20 protein-coding genes are annotated in these 23,787 nt (G+C 66.2%); 14 read left to right on the forward strand and 6 right to left on the reverse strand.

Translation table 11 applies throughout. The features are described from left to right. Nucleotides 1-114: 114 nt before the first annotated feature. From O3300_RS01515 to O3300_RS01525, 3 genes are read left to right on the forward strand one after another with little or no spacing between them, the layout of a single operon-like run. Nucleotides 115-1,446, forward strand: a complete 1,332-nt coding sequence (locus tag O3300_RS01515) for a D-serine ammonia-lyase (protein ID WP_305051770.1) — start codon at nt 115-117, stop codon at nt 1,444-1,446. Further along, complete coding sequence (gene dsdC, locus O3300_RS01520; RefSeq protein ID WP_305051771.1) at nt 1,446-2,381, forward strand: DNA-binding transcriptional regulator DsdC; 936 nt, start codon at nt 1,446-1,448, stop codon at nt 2,379-2,381. Before O3300_RS01515 ends, dsdC begins: the two co-directional genes overlap by 1 nt. 43 nt (nt 2,382-2,424) lie before the next feature. Continuing rightward, a complete protein-coding gene (locus O3300_RS01525; RefSeq protein ID WP_305051772.1) occupies nt 2,425-3,237 on the forward strand; it encodes a ferritin-like domain-containing protein in 813 nt (270 codons plus the stop codon). A gap of 26 nt (nt 3,238-3,263) precedes the next feature. Here the strand turns inward: O3300_RS01525 and O3300_RS01530 are convergent, their stop codons facing one another. After that, on the reverse strand, nt 3,264-6,686 hold the full coding sequence (locus O3300_RS01530; RefSeq protein ID WP_305051773.1) for a hypothetical protein: 3,423 nt from the start codon (nt 6,684-6,686) through the stop codon (nt 3,264-3,266). Between the two features lie 264 nt (nt 6,687-6,950). Here O3300_RS01530 and O3300_RS01535 point away from each other — a divergent pair, with 264 nt between their 5' ends. Next, the gene (locus tag O3300_RS01535; RefSeq protein WP_305051774.1) at nt 6,951-7,181 is read left to right on the forward strand and encodes a hypothetical protein; all 231 of its coding nucleotides are present in this window, start codon (nt 6,951-6,953) and stop codon (nt 7,179-7,181) included. A gap of 5 nt (nt 7,182-7,186) precedes the next feature. On the opposite strand, the gene O3300_RS01540 is transcribed toward O3300_RS01535, so the two are convergent. Continuing rightward, nucleotides 7,187-8,236: a DNA topoisomerase IB gene (locus tag O3300_RS01540; protein ID WP_305051775.1), complete on the reverse strand. Its 1,050-nt coding sequence runs from the start codon at nt 8,234-8,236 to the stop codon at nt 7,187-7,189. Between the two features lie 92 nt (nt 8,237-8,328). Here O3300_RS01540 and O3300_RS01545 point away from each other — a divergent pair, with 92 nt between their 5' ends. Then, nucleotides 8,329-8,712: a YkvA family protein gene (locus O3300_RS01545; RefSeq protein WP_305051776.1), complete on the forward strand. Its 384-nt coding sequence runs from the start codon at nt 8,329-8,331 to the stop codon at nt 8,710-8,712. Here the strand turns inward: O3300_RS01545 and O3300_RS01550 are convergent. The 3 genes from O3300_RS01550 to O3300_RS01560 all read right to left on the reverse strand — a co-directional run bounded on the left by O3300_RS01550 (nt 8,709) and on the right by O3300_RS01560 (nt 12,481). Then, nucleotides 8,709-9,899 carry a serine hydrolase gene (locus O3300_RS01550; protein WP_305051777.1) on the reverse strand — a complete coding sequence of 397 codons (1,191 nt, stop codon included), beginning with the start codon at nt 9,897-9,899 and terminating at the stop codon, nt 8,709-8,711. The genes O3300_RS01545 and O3300_RS01550 overlap by 4 nt on opposite strands. Before the next feature lie 109 nt (nt 9,900-10,008). Continuing rightward, nucleotides 10,009-11,304, reverse strand: coding sequence for a sodium:proton antiporter (locus tag O3300_RS01555; RefSeq protein ID WP_305051778.1), 1,296 nt, complete (start codon nt 11,302-11,304; stop codon nt 10,009-10,011). Between the two features lie 49 nt (nt 11,305-11,353). Continuing rightward, nucleotides 11,354-12,481: a mechanosensitive ion channel family protein gene (locus O3300_RS01560; RefSeq protein ID WP_305051779.1), complete on the reverse strand. Its 1,128-nt coding sequence runs from the start codon at nt 12,479-12,481 to the stop codon at nt 11,354-11,356. A 237-nt stretch (nt 12,482-12,718) separates the two neighbouring features. Here O3300_RS01560 and O3300_RS01565 point away from each other — a divergent pair, with 237 nt between their 5' ends. From O3300_RS01565 to O3300_RS01580, 4 genes are all read left to right on the forward strand, one after another. Continuing rightward, the gene (locus O3300_RS01565; RefSeq protein ID WP_305051780.1) at nt 12,719-15,007 is read left to right on the forward strand and encodes a trehalose-6-phosphate synthase; all 2,289 of its coding nucleotides are present in this window, start codon (nt 12,719-12,721) and stop codon (nt 15,005-15,007) included. Then, a complete protein-coding gene (gene otsB / locus O3300_RS01570; protein WP_305051781.1) occupies nt 15,007-15,768 on the forward strand; it encodes a trehalose-phosphatase in 762 nt (253 codons plus the stop codon). The genes O3300_RS01565 and otsB overlap by 1 nt, the downstream gene beginning before the upstream one ends. A gap of 3 nt (nt 15,769-15,771) precedes the next feature. Beyond that, complete coding sequence (locus O3300_RS01575) at nt 15,772-17,601, forward strand: glycoside hydrolase family 15 protein (RefSeq protein ID WP_305051782.1); 1,830 nt, start codon at nt 15,772-15,774, stop codon at nt 17,599-17,601. A gap of 159 nt (nt 17,602-17,760) precedes the next feature. After that, nucleotides 17,761-18,120 (forward strand): hypothetical protein, encoded by a 360-nt coding sequence (locus O3300_RS01580; protein ID WP_305051783.1) that lies wholly within the window; start codon nt 17,761-17,763, stop codon nt 18,118-18,120. Between the two features lie 103 nt (nt 18,121-18,223). Here the strand turns inward: O3300_RS01580 and O3300_RS01585 are convergent, their stop codons facing one another. Further along, entirely contained in the window at nt 18,224-19,147 is a 924-nt protein-coding gene (locus tag O3300_RS01585) for a LysR family transcriptional regulator (protein WP_305051784.1), read from the reverse strand. 119 nt (nt 19,148-19,266) lie between these two features. Here O3300_RS01585 and mdcA point away from each other — a divergent pair, with 119 nt between their 5' ends. The 5 genes from mdcA to mdcE are packed head-to-tail and all read left to right on the forward strand — an operon-like array spanning nt 19,267 to nt 23,785. Further along, on the forward strand, nt 19,267-20,940 hold the full coding sequence (gene mdcA, locus O3300_RS01590; RefSeq protein WP_305051785.1) for a malonate decarboxylase subunit alpha: 1,674 nt from the start codon (nt 19,267-19,269) through the stop codon (nt 20,938-20,940). Nucleotides 20,941-20,948: 8 nt separating this feature from the next. After that, nucleotides 20,949-21,830 carry a triphosphoribosyl-dephospho-CoA synthase gene (locus tag O3300_RS01595; protein WP_369812254.1) on the forward strand — a complete coding sequence of 294 codons (882 nt, stop codon included), beginning with the start codon at nt 20,949-20,951 and terminating at the stop codon, nt 21,828-21,830. After that, nucleotides 21,817-22,125 carry a malonate decarboxylase subunit delta gene (locus tag O3300_RS01600; RefSeq protein ID WP_305051786.1) on the forward strand — a complete coding sequence of 103 codons (309 nt, stop codon included), beginning with the start codon at nt 21,817-21,819 and terminating at the stop codon, nt 22,123-22,125. The genes O3300_RS01595 and O3300_RS01600 overlap by 14 nt, the downstream gene beginning before the upstream one ends. Next, nucleotides 22,122-22,976 (forward strand): biotin-independent malonate decarboxylase subunit beta, encoded by an 855-nt coding sequence (locus O3300_RS01605; protein WP_305051787.1) that lies wholly within the window; start codon nt 22,122-22,124, stop codon nt 22,974-22,976. Before O3300_RS01600 ends, O3300_RS01605 begins: the two co-directional genes overlap by 4 nt. Beyond that, nucleotides 22,973-23,785, forward strand: a complete 813-nt coding sequence (gene mdcE, locus O3300_RS01610) for a biotin-independent malonate decarboxylase subunit gamma (RefSeq protein ID WP_305051788.1) — start codon at nt 22,973-22,975, stop codon at nt 23,783-23,785. Before O3300_RS01605 ends, mdcE begins: the two co-directional genes overlap by 4 nt. The last annotated feature ends 2 nt before the right edge of the window (nt 23,786-23,787 follow it).

The raw sequence follows: 23,787 nt of genomic DNA on the forward strand, positions 1-23,787 counted from the left end.
TTTTCTGTTGCGGCATCACAGGTGATCTCCCGTCACCTGTTGGCTGATCAAGCATCCTTTGCCAGCAGCGCCCGGATGCGGTCTAATCATGGCTTGTTCCTTCACGAGGTTGCCATGCTGCCCACTTCCGCCATCGCCGCGCTGTGCGAAAAATTTCCCCTGATTACAGAACTGATGGCCTTGCAGCCCTTGAGCTGGTTCAATCCCCGCATTGCGCCGGCGGCCGAGGCCTTGCACGACGTGGGCTTGACGGCGGACGATGTGGCGGATGCCAGCGCGCGCCTGGCGCGCTTTGCGCCATATCTGGCCAAGGCGTTTCCGGAAACGCAGGCCAGCGGCGGCGTCATCGAGTCGCCCGTCGTGCCGCTGCCCGCCATGCAGGCGGCGCTGGGTTTGGCGTCAGGCATGACGAGCGGTCAGCTATGGCTCAAGCAGGATAGCCATTTGCCCATTTCCGGTTCCATCAAGGCGCGCGGCGGCATCTATGAAGTGCTGAAGCACGCGGAAACGCTGGCGCTCGACGCCGGCTTGCTGAAGGAGGGCGACGATTACAGCGTGCTGGCCAGCGACGCCGTGCGCGCCTTCTTTGGCCAGTATGCGATCGCCGTCGGCTCCACGGGCAATCTGGGCTTGTCGATCGGCATCATGAGCGCGCGACTGGGCTTTCGCGCCACCGTGCACATGTCGGCCGACGCGCGGCAATGGAAAAAGGACAAGCTGCGCAGCCACGGCGTCACCGTCGTCGAATACGCGACCGACTACAGCGTGGCCGTGGAAGCAGGGCGCAGGCAGGCGGAGAACGACCCGACCTGCCACTTCGTCGACGATGAAAACTCGCACGACCTGTTTCTCGGCTACGCGGTGGCGGGCCAGCGCCTGAAAGCCCAGTTCGCCGCAAGCGGCGTCGCGGTCGATGCGCAGCACCCCCTGTTCGTGTACTTGCCGTGCGGCGTGGGCGGCGGCCCCGGCGGCGTGGCCTTCGGCTTGAAGCTGGCCTTTGGCGATGCCGTCCACTGCGTCTTCGTCGAACCGACCCACTCGCCGTGCATGCTGCTGGGCGTGCACACGGGCTTGCACGAGGGAATCAGCGTGCAGGAAATCGGCATCGACAATGTCACGGCCGCCGATGGCCTGGCCGTGGGACGCCCGTCCGGTTTCGTCGGACGCGCCATGCAGCGGCTGATCGACGGCTACGCCACCGTCACGGATGAAGAACTGTACCGCTTGCTGGCGACGCTTGAGCAAACGCAAGGCTTGCGTTTGGAACCGTCCGCCGTGGCCGGTTTCGCCGGCATTCCGCCCGTGCTGGCCGCGCCGCAATACCAGCAGCACCTGGAAACGGCCACGCATCTGGTGTGGGGCACGGGCGGCAGCATGGTGCCGGAGCAGGAGATGGCCGCCTACGTGGCGCGCGGCCGCGCCTTGCTGGCGGCCGGAGCCGCTTGATGCCGGCCGGCGCGCCGATCAGGGCCACGCTTGGGGCCACGCTCACGGCCAGCCAGTTCGCCAACCTGCACACCTTTCTCGTGGCGGCGCGCCACGCCAGTTTCGCGCTGGCGGCGCAGGAACTGGCGCTCACGCCCAGCGCCGTCAGTCACCGTATCGCGCGGCTGGAAGCGGGGCTGGGGCTGCGCTTGTTCGAACGCCTGACGCGCCAGGTCAGGCTGACGCAAGACGGCGAGCGCATCTTCGCGGCCCTGCAAACGGGCTGGGACAGCCTGCATGCGGCCCTTGCCGGCAGCGATGCGCTGGCGGGCAGCGTCACCGTGCATGCGCGCCCGTCGGTCGCGCAATGCTGGCTGGTGCCGCGCCTGGCGGGCTTCGCTGCACAGTATCCGGACGTGTCGATTGACTTGCGTGTGGGCAATGACAGCGTGGACTTTCGCGCCGGCCAGGTCGACCTGGCTTTGCACTATGGCGACGGCCACTTTCCCGGCCTCGTGTCGCGCAAGCTGATGGATGAATGGCTGGCGCCCGTCTGCAGCCCGCAGTATGCGCGCGAGCACGGCTTGCTCGATGCGCCACACAACTTGCCTGGCGCGACGGTGCTGCACGACACCCTGGCCTGGCCCGCCTGCGCGCCCGATGCCGAGTGGCGCCTGTGGCTGGACGGGCAGGCATCCGGCGTGGACTTGCCCGCGCGCAGCCTGCGCTTCGACCGCGCCGACCTGTGCGCGCAGGCGGCCATCCACCACGCGGGCGTGGCCATGGGCCGGCGTCAGCTGGTGCAACCGTGGCTGGCCAGCGGTCAGCTGGTCTTGCCGTTCGGCGGATTCAACCTGGCCAGCCCGCAGGCGTATTACCTCGTGCACGCCGCGCGCACACCGCTGCCAGCCAGAGTGCAGGCGCTGTCCGACTGGCTCGTGGGGCAGGCAATTTGATACACTGCGCGCCTTACCAAGCAACGCGCCAGAAAGCAGCCCCATGCAACCATCTCCCTTGACCTCCACCGCGCCAGCGGAATTGCGCACGTTTGCGCTCGCTTGCCTGCTCGAACCCGACCCGGCGACGAAGGTGGCGATGGTGGCGGCCATGGCCGCAGCCGGGCTGGCGCTGGACGTCAAGGCGCCGCTGGCGCCATCCGGCGCCGTGCCGGGCCGGCCCGCGCGTCCGGAACTGGTGCCGCCGCGCCTGGTGGGACGGCGCTCGATGATCACGCCGGAAGGACGCGCCATGCTCGTTCACGCTTTGGCGCACATCGAATTCAATGCGATGAACCTGGCGCTCGACGCCTTGTGGCGCTTCCCTGATTTGCCGGCCGAGTACTACACGGACTGGCTGCGCGTGGCGAAAGAGGAAGCGACGCATTTCGCCATGCTGCAGGCGCACCTGCAGGTGCTGGGCCACACGTATGGCGACTTTCCCGGCCACGACAGCCTGTGGGAAATGGTCGACAAGACGCGCGGCGACGTGCTGGCGCGCATGGCGCTGGTGCCGCGCACCCTGGAAGCGCGGGGCCTGGACGCGATTCCGCCGCTGCGCGCCAAGCTGGCGCAGGCGGGCGACATGGCCGCCGCCGCCATCCTCGACATCATCCTGCGCGATGAAGTGGGGCACGTCGAGATCGGCAACCGCTGGTACGGCTACCTGTGCGATCAGCGGGGGCTGGAATTGCGCGCCACCTATGCGGAGCTTGCGCTGCGCTACGAAGCGCCCACCCTGCGCGGCCCTTTCAACCTGGAAGCGCGGCGCCGGGCGGGGTTTTCGGAGCTGGAACTGTCCGACTTGCCTGCCTGAACACGCCCGGGGCGCCGCCCGGCTGTTCAAGGATGGGCCGTCATGCTTAGATGCCAGTGGTGCAAGTGGGACGGGTCGATGCTCACCTTGAGGGGTTTGGTCCACACCGGCACGCCCGGTATCCGCGCGTGCGGCGGGCTGGCGAAACAGCCGTCGATGAGGGCCAGCTTGATGAAACGGTGGCCGATGTAGACGACGCGCGTGCTGGCGGCGCCCGCTTCCAGGGTCAGCATGGCCCGGTTGGCCGTGATCCACGCGCCCAGCCTGGCCAGTTTCGGCTTTTTCGGCAAGCCGGCCGCCACTTCCGCTTCCGCATCGTTGATCAGCTGCAAAATGGCGGCGCCATTGCCCAGGCCGCCCAGCTCGTCCGAATAGCCGCCCGCGCCATCCGCGTAGCGCATGTCGATCTGCTGCCCATCGCTGTGGCCGTCGTGGTCGAGGATGGAGCGGCCTGACGCCTCCTGCGTCACGTGCTGGCCGCTGATATCGTTGAAACGGTAGGGTTTTCCCGCCAGCCAGGCGATGGTCAGGCGCGTGGCCCACGAATCGCCGCCGTCATCGCGCGGCCCGTAGCGCCGCTTCGCCAGCGCCGCTTCGTTGTGGGCAAGATACAGCGGGATGAACGCCGTGTCGCCCTTGAGCGCCACTTGCCCCCCTTCCGCGGGATCCGACACGGCGTTGGCATTGCCGACGCGTCCCTTCAGGCGGACGGTGAGCACGGCTTTCCTGTCGATTTTCGGCCCCGGGAAGTCGGGCAGCCTCAGACGCGGGAAGGTGATCCTGTCCTTGCCGCGGATGTTGGCCTGGTCGAGCAGATTGACCGTGCTGAAGGCCGGGTTGGCGCCGTCGGCCGACATGCCGATATTCACCTCGGTCAAGTTGACCCGCTCCGGCGAATAGCGCACTTCCAGTGAGATGGTGTGCCGGTCGGGCGTGTTTTGCGGCACGGACACGTAGGGGCCGGGGAGGTTGTGCGTGAGATTGCGCGGCTGCAGCACGGGATGCAGGTCCGCATTGATGGGGAACAAGCGCGCCCGCGTGATCTTCAAGCCCTTGCAGGCCAGGCTCAGTTCCACCGTGGTGAGCGTGGCCAGCAGGCTGTCGCCGATATTCGTAGCGCTGGCGGCGCCCGTGATGACGAGCGGCCCCGTCCTGGTTTGCTGGCTGACATCCACGCATTCCGTCCTGACGGTGGTGCCTTGCGTGAAGTGCGACTGGTTGACGGCGCCCATGCTTGCCAGGTCGACGCCCGGCAAGCCGACCACGACGTAGGACCAGGTATCGTTGTACTGGCTTTGCTGGGTCGTGTAGGTGGGATATTCCGCCGTCCTGACGGTGATTTTCACGCCCACGTCCTGCGTGCCTTTCGGTACCGTGTAGCTGAAGGGCCGCACGACGGTCTGGTTTTGCGGGCCGGCGGTGGCGGTGAAGGACTGCGTGCCGTCCTCGTCCTCAGCCTGCGGCGTGGCCGGCGCCGGCACGGCCATGGCCTGCGCCGCTTGCCGCGCCGGCGGCGCGGCGCCATCCTGCGTCACGGCTGCGGCGGTCCATGGCGCCGTCGCCGCCTGCAAGCCGGGGACGCCGGCATACGGGTAGGTGATGCTGACGTTGACGATGGTGCTGGTGGGGAAGATGGCCGTGCTGATGCCGACGACATTCGGATGGTCGAGGTCGTTCAGGGTCAGCTGGTAGGTGTCGGGAATGACGCCGTCGAAATGGAAGGCGCCCGCTGCGTCGATCACGGCCACGCGGCGCAGGTGGAAGTTATAGCCAGTGAGCAAGATTTTCTTGCCGGCCAGGCCGCTGGCGTTGCCGCCTGCCGGCGTGCGCATCTGGCCCTGCAGCACGGTGGCGGCCTTGATGACGGTGAGCGCGTACGACACGGCAAATTCGCCATCCTGCGTGACAAAATTCAGGTGCAGCTGCAGCGCGCCGGCCGGCAGCACGTTCAGCAGCTGCTGCATGGCCGTGGCGCTGATGCTGAAGCTGCCCGTGTCCGCATGAAAGACCCAGTAGGAATGGATGGCCACCGGCGCGCCGCTCTGCGCCGCCAGGAAGCCGCCGCTGTCGTTGCGCAGGTTCATCGGCGCCACGCCCTCGAGGCGGAAGGAGAGGCCGCCGGGCTGCAGCGTATTGTTCGGCCCCAGGCCGCCGATGGCCAGCTTCGGCGGCGCGGGCGGCAGCGAGCCGTTCTCGAGCGGCTCGACATACACTTGCAGGGCGGTCGGCAGCTCGCTCTGGATCAGCAGGTCGAGGGTGGTGACGATGTTGCCCTTGGTGACAAAAAACTGCGCGTGCTGGTCTTCGCCCGTGTCGCCCGGGGTGGAAAAGCGCAGGCTGCCATCTTTCAGCAGCACGTCCGTCACGGCGCCGCTGGCCGCGACCTTGTCGGCGCCGGCGGGAAAGCCCAGTTCGGCCAGCGGCAGGCTGACCACCTGCGCCGGACGCACGGGGTCGAGGGCCACGCTGGCGCCGGACGTGATGTTCCACGCCAGGCCGCCAAGCTCGAACGGACGCGTGCGGTCGATGCGCAGGGTGATGGTGTCGTCGGGAGTGACCGTCGCGCCCGCGTCGATGCCGCCGGCCAGCACGCTGTCGTCCACGATGCCGGCGCCGGCGGGCACGCTGGCCAGGATGGCGCGCACGTTGCTTGCCGCTTCGCTGCCATTGTTGCGGATGCTGATGCGGAACGTGTAGTCGTAGGTGCGGCGGTTGATGCGCTGCTCGCCCACCTTGCGCAGTGCCGTCACCGTGAAGGGGCCGGCAGCCTGGCCGGCGTCCGCGCTGGCCGCCAGGGGCACGGCCGTGTCCGGCCCCAGCGTATCCGCATCCGCCGCCAGCATGACTTTCGGCGTAGGCGGCTGCGTCGGATCGTTCGAACCGCCGCAGGCGCACAGGCTCAGGGTCAGCAATGGGGCCAGCACGGCGGCGGCCAGCTGCCGGCGGCGCAGGCACAGCATGGCCAGCACGCCGGCCAGCAGCAGCCAGGGCGTGGAGGGCAGGGCGATGGCGGCCGGCTGCGTGCTGCCGGAGTCGAGTTCGATGAAGGAAACGGGGTCGAGGATGGAAAACGGCTGGGCGCCGGGGCTGCCCGCGCCCAGGTAGTCGAAGGTGACGGAAAAGCCCGTGGCCGTGGCGCCGGGATTGATGCCGCCGGCCAGCGCCAGCGCGTCGAGGTAGCCGCTGGCGGGGATGGCGGGATCGGGCTGCACCAGCAGCACGTCCCAGCCGGGCGCCGTGGAAACCTTGTGCAGGTTGGCATACCGGCCCACGCTGAAGAACAAGGTGAATTCCCCGATGGGCACGCCCAGGGTGGTATTGCTGACGGTATAGTCGTAGCGCCACTGCGTGCCGCCCAGCGCGGTTGCCGTGTAGCCGATGTGGGTGGCGTGCGCGGCGGACATGGCGCAGAGCAGCAGCGCCAGCAGCGCCTGTTTGATAAAACCCATGATCGTTCCCCCGTTGACTGGCGCCAAGCGTGCCCAGGCAAGAGGTCAAGCAGGAAGCGTTCCCGTACAAAATGTGCTGTAAAAACAAGGGTTTGGCTGAGGCGGGGTGGTGCCGGTGTCAAATCCGCCGACACGGGTTTTTATGGCTGAGCCTGTCAGCGCTGTCCTACTTATCTTGTCGAAACTGTCTGATTGTATGCCTTGCGGAAACACGCGATGATGATGTTCATGCTGCAACAGCCAACCAGTCCGACGGAGTATGCGATGCAAAAGCCAGTCCAGTCCATCCACGTGAACAAGCCGTTCCTGCTGATCTGCCTGTTTACTTTCTCGACCCTGGCGGCCACCTTGATGAATACGGACGAGGCGCGGACGGACGATGCCGCCCCGGCGCCCGTGGCGCGCGATGCAGGCCACGGCGCCTTGCCCGTCTGCCGCAGCGACGCCCTCACCCTGTCGGCCCAGTGCCAGCCCCAGCCGGCCCGCCAGGCTTGATGGGGTCAGGCCTGCAGGCGCTGCTGCAGCAAGGCCAGCACGGCCGCTTCTTCCGGCGCCAGCGCCGGCAAGTCTTCCTGTAATTGCTGCCGCGCCCGCGCGCGCATGCCTTCCCATAAGCTACCATCCAGATACGATTCCAGCACGGCCGGGTGCACATAGCACTTGCGGCAGATCGTCGGCGTGTTGCCCAGTTTTTTTGCCACCGACTCGATCGCTTGCACGATGTTTTTCTTCGCTTGCGCCTCGGAATCGACCTGCTCGAACGCCTGCAGGGCCAGCGCGGCCAGCAGGGTGCCGGACCAGGTGCGGAAATCCTTGGCCGTGTAGTCTTCGCCCGTCACTGCGCGCAGGTAATCGTTGACGTCGCCCGAATCGACGCCGTGGCGCGCGCCATCCTCATCGACATATTGAAACAGTTCCTGCCCCGGCAGCTCGCGCATGCGCTGCAGCACCCTGGCCAGGCGCCGGTCGCTCAGGCGGATATCGTGGCGCACGCCGCTCTTGCCCTTGAAGCGGAAGGCCACGGCGCTGCCGTCGAGCTGCACGTGGCGCGTGCGCAGGGTCGTCAGGCCGAATGATTTATTGGTGCGCGCATATTCTTCGTTGCCGATGCGCATCATCGTCAATTCCAGCAAGTGCACGATGGTGGCCAGCACTTTTTCACGGGGCAAGCCGGGCAGCTGCATACCGCGCGCGACGGCGGCGCGGATGGCGGGCAGGGCGCGGCCAAAGCTGAGCATGCGCTCATATTTCACTTCATCGCGCACCTGGCGCCAGCGCGCATGGTAGCGGTATTGCTTGCGGCCCCGCGCATCGCGCCCCGTCGCCTGCAGGTGTCCCGTCGCGTGCGGGCAGATCCACACGTCCGTCCAGGCGGGCGGTATGGCCAGTGCCTTGATGCGCGTCAACGCGGCGGCATCGCGCAGGAACTGGCCGTCCCCGTCGCGGTAGCGGAATTTGCCGGGCTTGCCCAGGCGGGCGATGCCGCGCTGGTGGTCGCCCGTGTAGCGCAGGCCGGCGGCGCGGGCCGTGGTGGTGGCGGATATTTCCATGACGATAGCTTACCTTGCACGCCGCGCGCCCGGCGCGCCGTTATGCTAAGGTGCGCATTCGTAACGCCGTGCGCGGCAGACAGGAGCAGCAGATGTTTGGCAGAAAAAAGAATCTGGAAGAAGACCACGCCCCCCAGGCTGACAAGCAGTATGAAAAGAAATACACAGATGACAGCTTCTGGGACAAGGTCGTCAAGTTTGCCAGGACGGCGGGGCGCGAAGTCATCGAGAAAGCCCTGTGGCTGTACTACGCGGCGCAGCAGCCGAACACGCCGCTGTGGGCCAAGACGGCCATCTACGGCGCGCTCGGCTATTTCATTTCGCCCATCGACGCGATTCCCGACATCACGCCCGTCGTCGGCTATGCGGATGACCTGGCCGTGCTGGCGGCGGCCGTCGCCACGGTCGCCACCTACATCACGGCCGACGTCAAGGAACGGGCCGCCGAGAAACTGCGCGGCTGGTTCGGCGCCTAGGCTTTCTTTGCCGCCGGCGCGCCGCTGCCCCCATGGGCCAGCAGGCGCAGCACGACTTCTTTCTGGAATGAACGAAACTCCTTGTCCGCGCTGACGTTGGCGAAGGCCAGCACGGCCGTCTTGCTGGCGCGGTCGACGCAGACGACGGACGCGGCGCCCGGGTCGCCGCCGCTGTGCGTGGCCAGCGGCTTGCCGTCGACGTCGCGCAGCAGCCACACCAGGGCCTGGCGCACGGATGAATCGGCGGGCACGACGGGGGCCGCTTGCGGGGCGAAAAACAGTTGCAGGGTGGCATCTTGCAGGTAGCGGTGGCCATCGACCCGGCCGCCATTGCTGAAAATGGCCAGGAAGCGGGCGAAGTCATGCGCCGAGCTGCGCAGCAGTCCCGCCGGCCAGTCCGGATAGCCGACGGGCGGCAGCACTTGCAGGCCCGGCTCCTTGTGCACATACGGCTGGGCGACGACGGCGCGCCGCGGCAAGCCGGCCAGGCTCCACGCCGTATGGTCCATGCCCAGCGGTTCGAACAGGTGCTCGTGCGTAAAGGCGTCGAGGCCATCGGGGTTCACGCGGCCCACCAGATAGCCGAGCAGGGCGATGCCGACATTGCTGTAGCGCCATTCCGTGCCGGGCCGTGCCGCAAACGACACATCCGCGTCGTACCAGGCGCCGCCGCGCGACAGATAGCCCTTGACGAAGTCGCGCAGCGGTAATCGCGGGTCGCCCTGCACGGCAAACGCCGTCGTTTTTTCGTACACGGCGTCGGAAATGCCCGAGGTGTGGCTGAGCAGATGGCGAAAGGTGATGGGCACGTCGGGAAACTTCGGGTGCATGAGCGGGAAGTCCAGGTAGGCCGCCACCTTGTCGTCCAGCTGGAAGGCGCCCTGTTCCAGCAGCATCATGACGGCCGCGGCCGTGACGAGCTTGCTGACGGACGCGACATGGAACACCGTGTTGGCGTCGGCCTTCTTGCCGGCCTGGATGTCGGCCCAGCCATAGCCGCGCGCGAAAAGGGTCTGTTCGCCGCGCACCACGGCCACGCCCATGCCCGGCGTTTCCGTGCGGGCCAGTCCATCGCGCATGAAGCCGTCAAATTCCGTTTCCCACGCCAGCCTGGCCGGATCGGTGGCGCAGCCCGTTTGCAGCAGGGCCAGTGAGACGCCCAGTCCCAGCACGCTTCGTCGTTTCATTGATTCTCTCTTTTGCCATTTTTAATTATCTTAACAACATTTCCGCCCGACATAGGGGCGATTGACAAAACATTGCTGTGCAGCAATGACAAACGGGGATAGCCGGCGCCTATTTGCGCCAATAGCGTTCCAGCAGGGGCTTGACCGTCAAGCCGTGCGCGACGATGGAGAGGATGACGACGACCAGGGTGATGTCGGCCAGGTCGCGCGCCAGGCCGCGCGGCAAGCCATGCGCGATGGCATAGCTGAGGTAGTACAGCGAGCCGATGCCGCGCACGCCGAACCAGGCGGCCAGCCCGCGCAGGCGCACGCTGGTGCCCGAAGCGAGCAAGCCGAGCATCACGCTGGCCGGGCGCGCCACCAGCAGCAGGAACAGCGCCACGCTCCACGCCTGCCAGCGCCAGGCGGCGGCCGTGACGGCGCCGCCCAGCAACAGCACCAGGGTCAGTTCGGACAGGCGTTCCAGGTGTTCCTTGAAGACGAGCGATTCGCCGCTGACCGTCAGCGTCACCTCGCCGTCGTGCGGCCTGGCGGCGGACGCGGCGTGGGTTTCCCCCGCTTGCAGCAAGCCTTGCCGGTCTTTCGGCGCGCCGGCCAGCCGCAGTTCCGTCTGGCGCAGGGCCACGCCGGCAAAGAACACGGCCAAAAAGCCCCACGCGTGCAGCCAGGTCGCCACGCCGTACACGCAGGCGATCAGGCCCAGGGCCGCCAGGTCGTCCAGCATCGCGTGTTTCGGTTCCTTGGCGCGCACCTGCCAGGCCAGCCAGGCCAGCAGCGCGCCGCCGGCCGCGCCCAGGGAGATGGCGCCCGCGCTGGCCCAGAACAGATCCCGCCACAGCCAGGTGGCGCCATGGGGACCCAGCTCATGCAAGCCCAGCAATCCCAGGCCCAGCATGACGAAAGGAAAGCCGCTGCCATCGTTCATGCCCGCTTCGCTGGTCAGGATGAAGCGCAATTGCTCGCTGTCGCCCGCATGGCGCAGCTGCACGTCCGTGGCCAGCACGGGATCGGTGGGCGCGAGGATGGCGCCCAGCAGCACGCCCGCGCCCAGGGGCAGGCCCAGCACCAGGCATGCAAAGGCCGCCACCAGGGCCACGGAAATGGCCATCGATAGCCACGCCAGGCGCAGCGACGGCAGCCAGCGCGCCAGGCTGAACGGCACGGGCATCTTGACGCCGGCGGAAAACAGGGAGATGAGGACGGCGATTTCCGTCAGGGTTTCCAGCAGGGGCGCCTGCCGCACCAGGTCGAAGGCAAACAGGCCGAGGAACATGGGGCCCAGCAGCAGGCCCACGCCCAGGTAAGCCATGGCCGAGGTCAAGGGCAGGCGCGCGATGCCGTCGGCGCCCAGGCCGCGCGCCAGCATCAGGCAGCCGATCAGGATGAACCAGGCGGTGGTGCTCATGCGCCTTATTCTAGCGGCGCGCGGGCGAGGGCAGCGCGCCGCAGGTTTTTCAAGCCTTGTGCTGCGCCTTGTACAGCGACACGCTGTCGTTCTGCGCCTGCATGGCGTGCAGCTCGATGGGGTCGTGCGTGGAGCGCAAGCGGGGCAAGCCATGCGGATAATTAGCCGTGATAAAGGCCAGCATCTGCTCGCGCACGATGCAGCGCAGCTCGAAAGCGAGGCCCGAATCTGCCGCACTGACGAGGAAGCGCACGCGCACGGCCCGCTCGTTCGAATCCGTCGCCTGCACGGTGCAGACGCGGCCATCCCATTGCGCGGCGGACTCGCAGATGCGCGTCAGTTCCGCGCGCAGCGGTTCGAGCGGGATGCTGAAATCGAGCCACAGGAACACCGTGCCCAGCAGGGTGGACGAGCTGTGCGTCCAGTTCTCGAACGGATTTTCTATGAACCATTGCAGCGGCACGATCAGGCGGCGCTCGTCCCACACGCGCACGACCACATACGTGCCCTTGATTTCCTCGACCTTGCCCCATTCGCCATTGACGATCAGCACGTCGTCGATGCGGATGGGTTGCGAAAACGCAATTTGCAGCCCAGCAATGAAATTGCCGAGCACGGGACGGGCGGCGATACCGGCCACCAGGCCCGCCACGCCGGCCGACGCGAGCAGGCTGGCGCCGATCTGCCGCGCGCCGGGCAAGGTCAGCAGCACGAAGGCCAGGCCCAGGATGACGACGATGGCGTGCGCGCTGCGCGTGAGCACGCGGGCTTGCGTGATCAGGCGGCGCGCGCGCAGGTTGTCGGCCACGTCGACGGGGTTGACTTCGGAAATCGTGATGGACAGGGCCTGGATGCATTGCATGGCCAGCCAGGTCAGCGCGATGATCAGCGCCACGCTGGCGAGATGCGACATGGCCAGCAAGCCCGGCGTGTCGTCGGGCGCGCCGGCCAGCACCATGCGCAGGCCGAAGACGATCACGCACAGCTGGCTGGCGCGGAAGGCCACGCGCGTGGCGTTGGTGGTGAACGGGCGGCCATTGGCCAGCCTTTTCAGCAAACCAATGCCGGCCCGGTGCACGCCGATGGCGACCACCGTGACGAGCAGGGCGGAAACGAGCACGGTCAGCGCCGAGCGCAGCGGGCCTCCCATCAGCGAGTGGAACGTGCTGAGATCCATAGGCGAAAACTCCTTGTTTTTAGTGAAATGGATGTCGGAAGCGGTATTTTACGGGCAGATGGCGTAACGGGGGCGTGCGTTGCCGTACGGATAAGACCTGCGTCAAGGTGGATACTGGAAGAAATTGCTGCGCTGCGCCATGCCACGTTGACGTTTCGCTACGGAAAGCAAACGGGCGTCGCCGCAGTGGAAACATAGTCATACTTGCCATGCTTTTTGTTTTTGCAAAGGAAAACGATGATAGTACGATCACTCCGAATGTCCTTGCGCTTCATCCTGCCACTGGCCCTGGTGCTGGGATTGTTTGCTTATATCGTGGTACCCCTGCTCGACAACATCACCCTGCGCTGGTATGTGCGCGACCTCGACAGCCGGGCAGAATTGCTCGCTGGAACCCTCCGGCCCTCGCTCACCGAATACCTGCCAGCGCAAGACGCCACGCGCGTCAAAGAACTGTTCCAGGGCGCCACGCGCGACGAACGCCTGATCGCCATCGGCTTTTGCGACAATGCAGGCCACTTGCTGTACCAGTCCGCGCAATACCCAAGCTCCATCGGCTGCTGGAGCACGCCTCCCACGGGCGGCCTGTACAAATCCCTCGCGCAATTGCCGCAGGGCCAAGTCCACCTCAGCGAAACCCCCGTCATGCAGGACGCTACCCAGCTGGGACGGCTGGTGCTGGTGCAGGACATGAGCTTTGTCGAGCGCCGCAATACGGATACCAAGCGTTTCATCTTTGCCTTCCTGGCCGTGCTGGCCGTGCTGATTTCCCTGATGACCGTGTTCGTGGCCCATTTGAGCTGGCGCGGCTGGCTGTCTGCCGTGAAAGATATTCTGCGGGGCGAGTTGTTGCCGAAAAGTAATGGAGCCGTGGCCGCCGCCGCACCCGCCGCCGCGCCCGCGCCGCCGCCGGAAATGCAGCCGCTGATCGGCGATTTGCGCGAATTGCTGCAGGAATACCACCTGGAACGCCAGGGCGACAACGGCTGGTCGTCCGATTGGACGCCGGACAAGCTGCGCGCCTTGCTGGAAGCCGATTTGCAGGGCGACCAGGTGCTGGTGGTGTCGAACCGCGAACCGTACATCCACACGAAAACAGATACCGGCATCGCCGTCCAACGTCCCGCCAGCGGCCTGGTGACGGCCGTGGAAGCCGTGATGCGCGCCTGTTCCGGCACGTGGATCGCGCATGGCGCCGGTTCCGCCGACCGCGAGACGGTGGATAAGCTCGACCACGTACCCGTGCCGCCCGACAATCCCAGCTATACCTTGCGCCGCGTATGGCTGACGGAAGAGGAAGAGCAGGGCTATTATTATGGTTTCGCCAATGAGGGCATGTGGCCGCTGTGCCATATCGCCCATGTGCGCCCCGTGTTCCGCTCGTCCGACTGGGAGCAATACGTGAAGGTCAACCGCCGCTTCGCCGACGCCGTGATCGCCGAAGCGAAGACGGACAACCCCGTCGTGCTGGTGCAGGATTACCACTTCGCCTTGCTGCCGCGCATGGTGCGCGAAGCCTTGCCGAAGGCGACGATCATCACGTTCTGGCATATCCCCTGGCCGAATTCCGAATCGTTCGGCATTTGCCCCTGGCGCGAGGAAATCCTCGACGGCTTGCTGGGCAGCACTATCCTCGGCTTCCACACGCCATTCCACCGCAAGAATTTCCTCGAAACGGTGGACCGCTACCTGGAAACCCGCATCGAGCCGGAAGCGTCGACCATTTCATATGGCGGCGAGATGACGCAGGTCGAGGATTACCCGATTTCCATCGCCTGGCCCGAGGACGACCCGGCGCAGCCCGACGTGGCCACCTGCCGCGCGCAGATCCGCAGCGAGCTGGGCGTGGCACATGACCACTTGCTGGGCATCGGCGTGGACCGCCTCGATTACACGAAAGGCATCGTCGAGCGCTTCCAGGCCGTCGAGCGCATGCTGGAACAGCAGCCTGGCATGGTGGGCAATTTTACTTTCGTGCAAATCGCCGCTCCCAGCCGCGCTTCGCTTGATGAATATCAGAGTTTTGACGCCAGGGTGCGCAAGATGGTCGAGCGCATCAACCGCCGTTTCGGCAGCGGAGATTACGTGCCCATCCTGCTGAAAGCCGAGCACCACGGCCAGGACGATTTGCAGCGCTATTTCCGCGCCTCGGAAGTGTGCATGGTGACAAGCTTGCATGACGGAATGAATCTGGTGGCCAAGGAATTCATCGCCGCGCGCGACGACGAGCTGGGCGTACTTGTTTTAAGTCAATTCACGGGCGCCGCGCGCGAGCTGCACGAAGCGCTGATCATCAACCCGTATCACATCGAGCAGGGCGCGGACGCCCTGTACCGCGCCCTCGTGATGCCGCCCGTGGAACAGCGCGAGCGCATGAAGAGCATGCGGGCCCGCGTGAAACATTTCAATGTGTACCGCTGGGCCGGGCGCATGCTGCTGGACGCGGCCCGTTTGCGCCAGCGCGACAAGGTCATGACCAAGATCGATGCCCACAGCCGCATCAAGCGGCGCAAGGGGATGATTTGATGGTCGAGACCCCTGACGACAGCGCAGCCTTGCTGCAACTGCTGGGTACGCCCGGCACAGCCGTTTTCCTCGACTTCGACGGCACCCTGGTCGACCTGGCGCCCACGCCCGACGGCGTGCGCCTGGAAGCGGGCGTCATTGAGGCGCTGGCGCTGCTGGCCGAACGCCATGGGGGCGCGCTGGCCCTCATTTCCGGGCGTCCCGTGACGCAGATCGACGCCATGCTGGCGCCCCTGGTGTTGCCGGTGGCCGGCGTGCATGGCGTGGAGCGGCGTGGCGCCGATGGCACGTTCAGCGTGGCGGCCACGCCCGACGTGTCGCCCGTGCTGGCGCGCGCGCAGGCGCTGGCGGCGATGCACCCCGGCTTGCTGGTGGAGCGGAAGCGGGGCGCCGTGGCCCTGCATTACCGGCTGGCGCCGGAACTCGAGCAACTGTGCATGCAAGAAATGACGGCGGCCGTGCAAGCGTGCCCGGGGGTATTGCTATTGCATGGCAAAATGGTCCTGGAAGCCAAGCCGTCCGCCACGGACAAGGGCGGCGCTATCGCCGCCTTCATGCAGGAAGCCCCGTTCGCCGGCCGCCGGCCCGTGTTCGCGGGCGACGACACCACCGACGAGGCAGGCTTTGCCTATGTCCAACAAGCAGGCGGGCAGGGCGTGAAAGTGGGCAGCGGCCCCAGCGCCGCCACCCTGCGCCTGGCCAGTCCGCGCGCCTTGCGCGCCGCGCTGCTGGCCGCGTCCGTATCCCCTTTCAAGGAGTAGCCGATGACCATATCCAATGAACAAGCTGATGACACCCCCGGCGGCGCGTCCGCGCCAGCATCCCTCAACTGCGGCGTTGTGGGCAATTGCGCCTTCAGTGCCCTGATCGACCAGGCGGGGCAGGTCGTCTGGTCGTGCCTGCCCCGTTTCGACGGCGATCCCGTCTTCAACCGCTTGCTGGACGACACTGAAAACGGCAGCGTGTGGGCCATCGACATCGAAAACTTCGCCCGCAGCGAGCAAGTCTACGAGCCGAACACGGCCGTGCTGCGCACGCGGTTGTACGATACGCAGGGGCGCGGCGTGGAAATCACGGATTTCGCGCCCCGATTCCTCAGCCGGGACCGCATGTTTCGCCCGCTGATGCTGATCCGCCGGGTGCGTCCGCTCGACCACGCCATGCGCATCCGGGTGCGCCTGCGCCCCCGCTACGACTGGGGCAAACTGGCGCCGCAGATCACGCAGGGCAGCCACCACATCCGCTACGTGGGACCGGAACAGACCTTGCGCCTGAACACCGATGTGTCGCTCAACTATGTGCTGAGTGAAACGTATTTCGTGCTGGGCGGCACGGCCAACTTCCTTCTCGGTCCCGATGAAACCCTGGCCGGCGGCATCGACGAGACGGCGCGCATCTTCGAAAAGGAAACCATCAATTATTGGCGCACCTACACGCGCCGCCTGGCCGTGCCGCTGGAATGGCAGGACGTGGTCATCCGCGCCGCCATCACATTAAAACTGTCTTTATATGAAGACACGGGCGCCATCATCGCCGCCATGACCACCAGCATCCCGGAAGCGCCGGGCAGCAGCCGCAACTGGGATTACCGCTATTGCTGGCTGCGCGACGCCTTCTTTGTCGTGCGCGCGTTGAACAGCCTGTCGGAAGTGGGCACCATGGAGGAATACCTGCGCTGGCTGACGAATATCGTCGCCCGCTCGAAAGGCGGCCACATCCAGCCCCTGTACGGCATCGGCCTGGAAGAGCAACTGCCCGAATCCATGCTCGACCACTTGCCCGGCTACCGGGGCAACGGCCCCGTGCGCGTAGGCAACCAGGCGCAGGAACACTTCCAGCACGACGTCTACGGCAACATTGTATTAGGCGCGGCGCAGGCCTTCCTCGACCACCGCTTGTTCCACCGGGCGGGAAAAGCCGAGTTTGCCGCGCTGGAAGCCGTGGGCGACCAGGCCTTCCGCCTGCATGCGGAGCCGGACGCGGGCATGTGGGAGCTGCGCACGCGGGCGAGGGTCCACACCTCGTCGATGCTGATGAGCTGGGCCGCCTGCGACCGCCTGGCGAAAGTCGCGCACAAGCTGGGGCTGGACGACCGGGCCGACCACTGGAACAGCCGCGCCGTGCTGATCCGTGAACGCCTGCTGCGCGAAGCGTGGAGCGAAGAGCGCCTAGCCTTCGCGGAAAGCCTGGGCGGACGCGACCTGGACGCCTCCGTCCTGCTGATGGCGGAAGTTAACTTCATCGACCCCATGGATCCCCGTTTCATCGCCACCGTCGATGCGCTGGAAGCATCGCTGTGCGACGGCCCCTACATGCGCCGCTATGAAGCGCCCGACGACTTCGGCAAACCGGAAACAGCCTTCAACATCTGCACCTTCTGGCGCATCGACGCCCTGGCGCGCATCGGCAGGAAAGACGAAGCGCGCAAAATTTTTGAGACGATGTTGATGGCGCGCAATCACCTGGGCTTGCTGTCGGAAGACACGCATCCGGTGACGGGGGAGATGTGGGGGAATTTCCCGCAGACGTATTCGATGGTGGGTCTCATCAACTGCGCCGTGCGGCTGTCGGCGCCTTGGGATAGCGCGATTTAATGTTACCGTGCTCCAGTCCCGTGAGCAGTCCATGTCAGTCCCTATAATGGGCGCGTTGACCTGCTTGCGGGCGTTTTGGCGTCAGGTCATAACAATCGTTGGCGCGCAGGCTCACGAAACGCCGAATGGCATCCACACAGATGAATACGAAATATCGAGATGACGACCGTAAGCGAAATTTTAGCGACAATAAATAAGAGTATTTTTTTTGAGACTATTTTTCAGAAAGATACTGACTGGGATGCTGCATTGTGCGCCAGGGACTCTTTTGAGTTTGATGGCGCATGGTGTGCCAGCTACGAAAAAGTGAGCTCATCTTGTCCACCCGAGGGCGCCCTGGTGAAGGAGATCAGGGAGATCGCATTCAAGAAAGTGTATCAAGTCACTGAAAATTCCGACCTTGCTGGATATGTGTCGGACGACATGGGCTTGATTGCGCAGGCATGTCACGATAAAGTCGAGATCGACTTTATCGACAATCTCTGGAAAACCTATATGCACGGAGAATTTCCAACTTGAGCTGATGCTGCCCAGTTGAAGATTGCAAGTGGCCCCGTTTTCCATGCGCCCCAGCATCGCAGCGCGGCGCTCCTGTGCCACCGTTTCGACGTGCGACTCCATTTCAGCTATCAGTTGCGCGCTCGCCACGCCCATACAACCTGCACTCCGCCGCCAGCGCCAGCAGATTTGGGTCGCGCTCGCGGCTGCTCAGCATCAGCAGGGTAATCTGCTGGTGCGAGCCGTAGCGGGCGTCCAGGGGCAGCAGTTCGATGCGCGAGCTGAAGGCGCGGACTCGGCCGGGCAGCAGGCTGTAGCCGATGCCGCCGCTGACCAGGTTGATCAGGGAGAAGATGTCACCCACGCGCATGGCCGTGTCGGGCACGAAACCGGCCAGCTCGAATGCATGGTTGAAGCTTTGCGAGGTGACGAAACCCTCGTTGAGCGTGACGAATTTGTCGTCGCGCAACGCCTGCAAGTCCACGGAAGCGGCCCCGGCATAGGGCGAAGCCAGCGGCGCGGCCAGGAAGATGTCGTCCTGGAACAGGGGCACGGCCACCAGGCCCGCATGCTGCTCATCTTCCTGCACGCCGACGATGATGGCGTCCAGCCTGCCATCGGCCAGGCTTTGCAGCAGTTCGCGGTTCGACCCCAGGGTCAGGTCGATGTCCAGGCCCGGCCGGCGCAGTTTCAGGGCGATCACCAGTTGCGGGATGCAGTGCAGGGTCAGAGAATACAGCGAGCCGATCTTCAGGCGCACGGGGTTGATGCCCGACATTTCGCGCACCTTGCGCACGCCTTCCTCGCACTCGGCCAGCGCGCGCCGCGCCGATTCGGCAAAGGTGTAGGCCGCATGCAGGGGGATCAGGCTGCGGCCCTCGCGCTTGAACAGGGGGCAGCGCAAGCCGTCTTCCAGCGAATGCAGGGCGCGGTGCACGCTGACGGTGCTCTGGCCCAGCGCATCGGCCACCCGCGCCAGGTTGTTCAATTCCATAAAGCTGAGAAACACTTCCAGCTTTTTCAAGGTGATTTCTTCATTGATGGCCATGGCTAGCCTCTTTTATGGCAGTTCATTAACTTCAAGGTAATGAACATGGTAGCAGGTTGATTGTCGCGGTGACGCTTTCGTTCTATCGTCGGGGTTCGATAGCTCATTCCGGAGGCATGATGTCAACCGCCACAGCAGCGCCAGCGCAGCGGCAAAAACAATGGGATACGCGGCGCACGGAGAAGCGCCGCCGCCTGGAAGCCGTGCGCCAGTACGCGAGCGGCCCCGTGCTGCAACAGGGCGACATGGTCGCCGTGCTCGAAGCGCTGCTTGCGCCGGGCGACCGCGTCGTTCTTGAAGGCAATAACCAGAAGCAGGCCGACTTCCTCGCCCGCATGTTGACCCAGGTCAACCCCGACAAGATCCACCATCTGCACCTGATCATGCCCAGCGTCAGCCTGCCCGAGCACCTCGACTTGTTCGAGCGGGGCATCGCCCGCAAGCTCGATTTTTCGTTTGCCGGCACGCAAAGCCTGCGCATCGCGCAATTCCTGCAGGATGGCTTGCTGGAAGTGGGCGCCATCCACACGTATATCGAACTGTATGCGCGCCTGTTCGTCGACCTCACGCCCAACGTCGTCATGGTGGCCGGCTACATGGCCGACCGCCAGGGCAATCTGTACACGGGCCCCAGCACCGAGGACACGCCCACCCTGGTCGAATCGGCCGCCTTCCGCGACGGTATCGTCATCGCCCAGGTGAACCAGATCGTCGACGACGTGAGCGACTTGCCGCGGGTCGACGTGCCCGGCTCGTGGATCGATTTCGTCGTGCAGTCCGACAAACCGTTCTTCATCGAACCCTTGTTTACCCGCGACCCGCGCGTCATCAAGCCCGTGCACGTGCTGATGGCCATGATGGCGATCCGCGGCGTGTATGAAAAACACCAGGTGCAGTCGCTCAATCACGGCATCGGTTTCAATACGGCCGCCATCGAACTGATTTTGCCCACCTACGGCGAGCAGCTGGGCTTGAAGGGCAAGATTTGCCGCAACTGGGTGCTCAACCCGCATCCCACCCTGATTCCCGCCATCGAGACGGGCTGGGTCGAGAGCGTGCACTGCTTCGGCGCGGAGCTGGGCATGGAAGGTTATGCGGCCGCCCGGCCCGACGTGTTCTTCACGGGCCGCGACGGTTCCATGCGCTCGAACCGCGCCCTGTGCCAGCTGGCGGGCCAGTATGCGGTCGACCTGTTCATCGGCGCCACCCTGCAGATGGATGGCTTGGGCAACTCGTCCACCGTCACCAACGGCCGCCTGGCCGGTTTCGGCGGCGCGCCCAACATGGGCCACGATCCGCACGGCCGGCGCCATCCGACGCCCGCCTGGCTGGACCTGATCGAGACGGACGATCCGCTCGCGCGCGGCAAGAAGCTGGTGGTGCAGATGGTCGAAACGTTCCAGGACGGCGGCCAGCCGACCATCGTCGAATCGCTCGACGCCGTGGCCGTGGGCCAGGCCAGCGGCATGCCGCTGGCGCCCGTGATGATCTACGGCGACGACGTCACCCACGTGCTGACGGAGGAGGGCATCGCCTACCTGTACAAGGCCCGTTCGCTCGACGAACGCAAGGCCATGCTGGCGGCGGTGGCTGGCGTGACGCCCATCGGCTTGCGCCACGACCCGAAGACGACGGCGAAACTGCGCGCCGACGGCCTGATCGCGCTGCCCGAGGATATCGGCGTGCAGCGCGGTGCCGCCAGCCGCTCGCTGCTGGCCGCGAAAAGCATCGCCGACCTGGTCGAATGGTCCGACGGCCTGTATCAACCACCCGCCAAATTCAGGAGCTGGTAATGATGACAATGATGACCACAATGATGACGACAGTGCCGGTGCAGGTACGCCCTGCGGCCCTGGCGCGCCAAGTGCTGCAGGCGCTGCTCGATGAAGTGACCCTGACGCCGAAACCGGGCCTCGTCGATTTGCGCAGCCGTGGCGCCCACGCCGACTTGAACTGGGCCCTGATGTGCCACTCGGCCTGCGTGCTGCAGCCCGTGTTTGCCGCCATGGCGCAGGCAGGCTGGGAAAGTGACGATGACGACGACCTGCGCCAGCGCATCGGCGCCATCGGCCGCGACGGCGAAGCGCTGATGCTGGCAGCCACGGGTGGCGTGAACACGCACCGGGGCGCCATCTGGGCGCTGGGCCTGCTGGTGACGGCGGCGGCGCAGCAGGGCGCGCGCGGCGCGTCGCTGGCGCCGCAAGCCGTGGCGGCGCGGGCCGGCGCGCTGGCCCGCTTGCACGACCGTGGCGCGCCTGGCGCCACCGGCAACAAGGGCGAGCTGGCGTGCCGCCAGTATCAGGTCGATGGTGCACGGGGCCAGGCCCGCGCCGGTTTCCCCCTGGTGACGGGTGCGGGACTGCCCGCTTTGCACGCCTCGCGCTTGCGCGGCGACAGCGAGACGACGGCGCGCCTGAACGCCTTGCTGGCCATTCTCCGCTGCCTGGACGACACCTGCGTGCTGTCGCGCGGCGGCGAGGCGGCCTTGCTGGCACTGCAAACGGGTGCGGCGCGGGTGCTGGCCGCCGGCGGCGCGGCCACGGCTGCCGGCACCGAGGCGCTGCTGGCGCTGGAAGCGGTGGCGCTGGATCGCGGCGTGTCGCCGGGCGGCGCGGCGGACTTGCTGGCGGCCACCCTGTTCCTCGATCGATTGACAGAAGGAGAAGCGCATGGAAACGCGTGACTATACATTCCCGGCCGGGCCAGCGGTGGCGGGGCGCGCCCTGGCCGGCGTCGTCGGTTCGGGCGACCTGGAAGTGCTGCTGCAGCCGGGCGACGATGGCGTGACCCGCATCGTCGTCAACACCTCCGTCGATGGCAAGGGCGCCGTGTGGGATGCGCTGTTGCAGCGCGTCTTCGGCGGCGAGCCGCTGCCGGCGGCGGCCATCGTCATCAACGATTGCGGCGCCACGCCGGGCGTGGTGCGCATGCGCATCGAGCAAGCGTACGAAGAATTGCAAGCGGGGAGGGCGGCATGAGCACATTGCAACAATTGCTGGAGCGCGACAGCTTCATCGAGCGGGGGGCGCGCAGCCGGGCCAAGGCCTTGCTGGACTCTGGCAGCATGCGCGAACTGCTCGATCCGTTCTGCGGCATCGCTTCGCCCTGGCTGCCGAAACAAGGCGTGACGGCGCAGGCGGATGACGGCGTGGTGGTGGCCAAGGGCCTGTTCGACGGCCAGCCGGCCGTGGTGCTGGCCATCGAAGGCGCCTACCAGGGCGGCAGCATGGGCGAAGTGGGCGGCGCGAAGATCGCCGGCGCGCTGGAACTGGCGGCGCGCGACAACCGCAACGGCGTGCCGACGCGGGCCGTGATCCTGTTCGAAACGGGCGGCGTGCGCCTGCAGGAAGCCAACCTGGGTCTGGCAGCGATTGCCGACATCCATGCGGCCATCGTCGACTTGCGCCGCTACCAGCCCGTGATCGGCATCACGGCCGGCACCGTGGGCTGCTACGGCGGCATGTCGATCGCGGCGGGCCTGTGCAGCTACCTGGTCGTCACGCGCGAGGCGCGCCTGGGTCTCAACGGCCCGGCCGTGATCGAGCAGGAGGCGGGCGTGGACGAATTCGACTCGCGCAACAAGCCCTTCATCTGGAGCCTGACGGGCGGCGAGCAGCGTTTTAAGAGCGGCCTGGCCGACGCCTATGTGGAAGACGACACGGCGCAGATGCGCGCCACCGTGGCTGCATTGTTCGCGCGCGGCGTGCCGGCGCAGCACCGCAGCGACCAGGCGGAAGGCTACCTGGCCCGCCTGGCGCAAGTCGACGCCGGCCCGCAAGCCACGCCGGAAGCCGTACGTTTGATCTACAGCAAAGGAGCAGCAGCATGAACGCCATTACCGACACGAGCCGCGGCGCCGTCTGGCTGGCGGCACTCACGAACAACGCTGCGCCGCTGGACGGCTATCCGCCCTCGGTGCGAGTGGTCGACGCGCCGCTGGCGGGCGAAGCGGCGCGCTACCTCGCCGTGCTGCCCGATCCGGACAACCGTTTTACGCGCGCCCGCACGGGTGAAATCGGCCTGGTCGAGGCGTGGCAGCTGGCGCGCGCCGTGCAGCAGGTGCTTGCCGAGGACCGCGACCTGGCGGTGAAACGGCCCATCGTCGCCGTCATCGACGTGGCCAGCCAGGCCTACGGCAGGCGCGAAGAAGCGTATGGCATCCACCAGGCGCTGGCCGGCGCGGCGGGCGCGTATGCCGAGGCGCGCCTGGCGGGCCATCCCGTGATCGGCCTGATCGTCGGCAAGGCCATGTCGGGCGCCTTCCTCGCCCACGGCTACCAGGCCAACCGGCTGATCGCGCTCGACGACCCGCAAGTGATGGTGCACGCGATGGGCAAGGCGTCGGCCGCGCGCATCACCCTGCGCACCGTGGCAGCGCTCGAAGCGCTGGCCGCCACCATCGCGCCCATGGCCTACGACATCAGGAACTACGCCACCCTGGGCCTGTTGTGGCAAACCTTGCGGGTGGCGCAGCCGGACGGGCCGTCGGAGCTTGATCTGGCGCAAGTGCGCGCCAGCCTGCAGGCGGCGCTGGCCGATATCCGCGCCGATCCGGAGCGGGGACTGGCCAGCCGCCTGGGCGCGCCGCACCGCCAGGCGTCGGCAAGAGTCAGGGAGGTGCTGGGGCAGCAGTGGTAGGT

This window comes from Janthinobacterium sp. SUN206 (assembly GCF_030587305.1).
GTDB lineage: Bacteria > Pseudomonadota > Gammaproteobacteria > Burkholderiales > Burkholderiaceae_D > Janthinobacterium > Janthinobacterium kumbetense.

What these genes read in the sequence shown, in the direction of transcription:
- O3300_RS01580 (WP_305051783.1), top strand. Translation starts at nt 17,761, where the DNA reads ATGACGACCGTAAGCGAAATTTTAGCGACAATAAATAAGAGTATTTTT.
- O3300_RS01535 (WP_305051774.1), top strand. Translation starts at nt 6,951, where the DNA reads ATGCAAAAGCCAGTCCAGTCCATCCACGTGAACAAGCCGTTCCTGCTG.
- O3300_RS01545 (WP_305051776.1), top strand. Translation starts at nt 8,329, where the DNA reads ATGTTTGGCAGAAAAAAGAATCTGGAAGAAGACCACGCCCCCCAGGCT.
- O3300_RS01550 (WP_305051777.1), bottom strand. Translation starts at nt 9,899, where the DNA reads ATGAAACGACGAAGCGTGCTGGGACTGGGCGTCTCACTGGCCCTGCTG.
- O3300_RS01565 (WP_305051780.1), top strand. Translation starts at nt 12,719, where the DNA reads ATGATAGTACGATCACTCCGAATGTCCTTGCGCTTCATCCTGCCACTG.
- dsdC (WP_305051771.1), top strand. Translation starts at nt 1,446, where the DNA reads ATGCCGGCCGGCGCGCCGATCAGGGCCACGCTTGGGGCCACGCTCACG.
- O3300_RS01515 (WP_305051770.1), top strand. Translation starts at nt 115, where the DNA reads ATGCTGCCCACTTCCGCCATCGCCGCGCTGTGCGAAAAATTTCCCCTG.
- O3300_RS01555 (WP_305051778.1), bottom strand. Translation starts at nt 11,304, where the DNA reads ATGAGCACCACCGCCTGGTTCATCCTGATCGGCTGCCTGATGCTGGCG.
- O3300_RS01600 (WP_305051786.1), top strand. Translation starts at nt 21,817, where the DNA reads ATGGAAACGCGTGACTATACATTCCCGGCCGGGCCAGCGGTGGCGGGG.
- O3300_RS01595 (WP_369812254.1), top strand. Translation starts at nt 20,949, where the DNA reads ATGATGACCACAATGATGACGACAGTGCCGGTGCAGGTACGCCCTGCG.
- O3300_RS01530 (WP_305051773.1), bottom strand. Translation starts at nt 6,686, where the DNA reads ATGGGTTTTATCAAACAGGCGCTGCTGGCGCTGCTGCTCTGCGCCATG.
- mdcA (WP_305051785.1), top strand. Translation starts at nt 19,267, where the DNA reads ATGTCAACCGCCACAGCAGCGCCAGCGCAGCGGCAAAAACAATGGGAT.
- O3300_RS01575 (WP_305051782.1), top strand. Translation starts at nt 15,772, where the DNA reads ATGACCATATCCAATGAACAAGCTGATGACACCCCCGGCGGCGCGTCC.
- otsB (WP_305051781.1), top strand. Translation starts at nt 15,007, where the DNA reads ATGGTCGAGACCCCTGACGACAGCGCAGCCTTGCTGCAACTGCTGGGT.
- O3300_RS01605 (WP_305051787.1), top strand. Translation starts at nt 22,122, where the DNA reads ATGAGCACATTGCAACAATTGCTGGAGCGCGACAGCTTCATCGAGCGG.
- O3300_RS01560 (WP_305051779.1), bottom strand. Translation starts at nt 12,481, where the DNA reads ATGGATCTCAGCACGTTCCACTCGCTGATGGGAGGCCCGCTGCGCTCG.
- O3300_RS01540 (WP_305051775.1), bottom strand. Translation starts at nt 8,236, where the DNA reads ATGGAAATATCCGCCACCACCACGGCCCGCGCCGCCGGCCTGCGCTAC.
- mdcE (WP_305051788.1), top strand. Translation starts at nt 22,973, where the DNA reads ATGAACGCCATTACCGACACGAGCCGCGGCGCCGTCTGGCTGGCGGCA.
- O3300_RS01525 (WP_305051772.1), top strand. Translation starts at nt 2,425, where the DNA reads ATGCAACCATCTCCCTTGACCTCCACCGCGCCAGCGGAATTGCGCACG.
- O3300_RS01585 (WP_305051784.1), bottom strand. Translation starts at nt 19,147, where the DNA reads ATGGCCATCAATGAAGAAATCACCTTGAAAAAGCTGGAAGTGTTTCTC.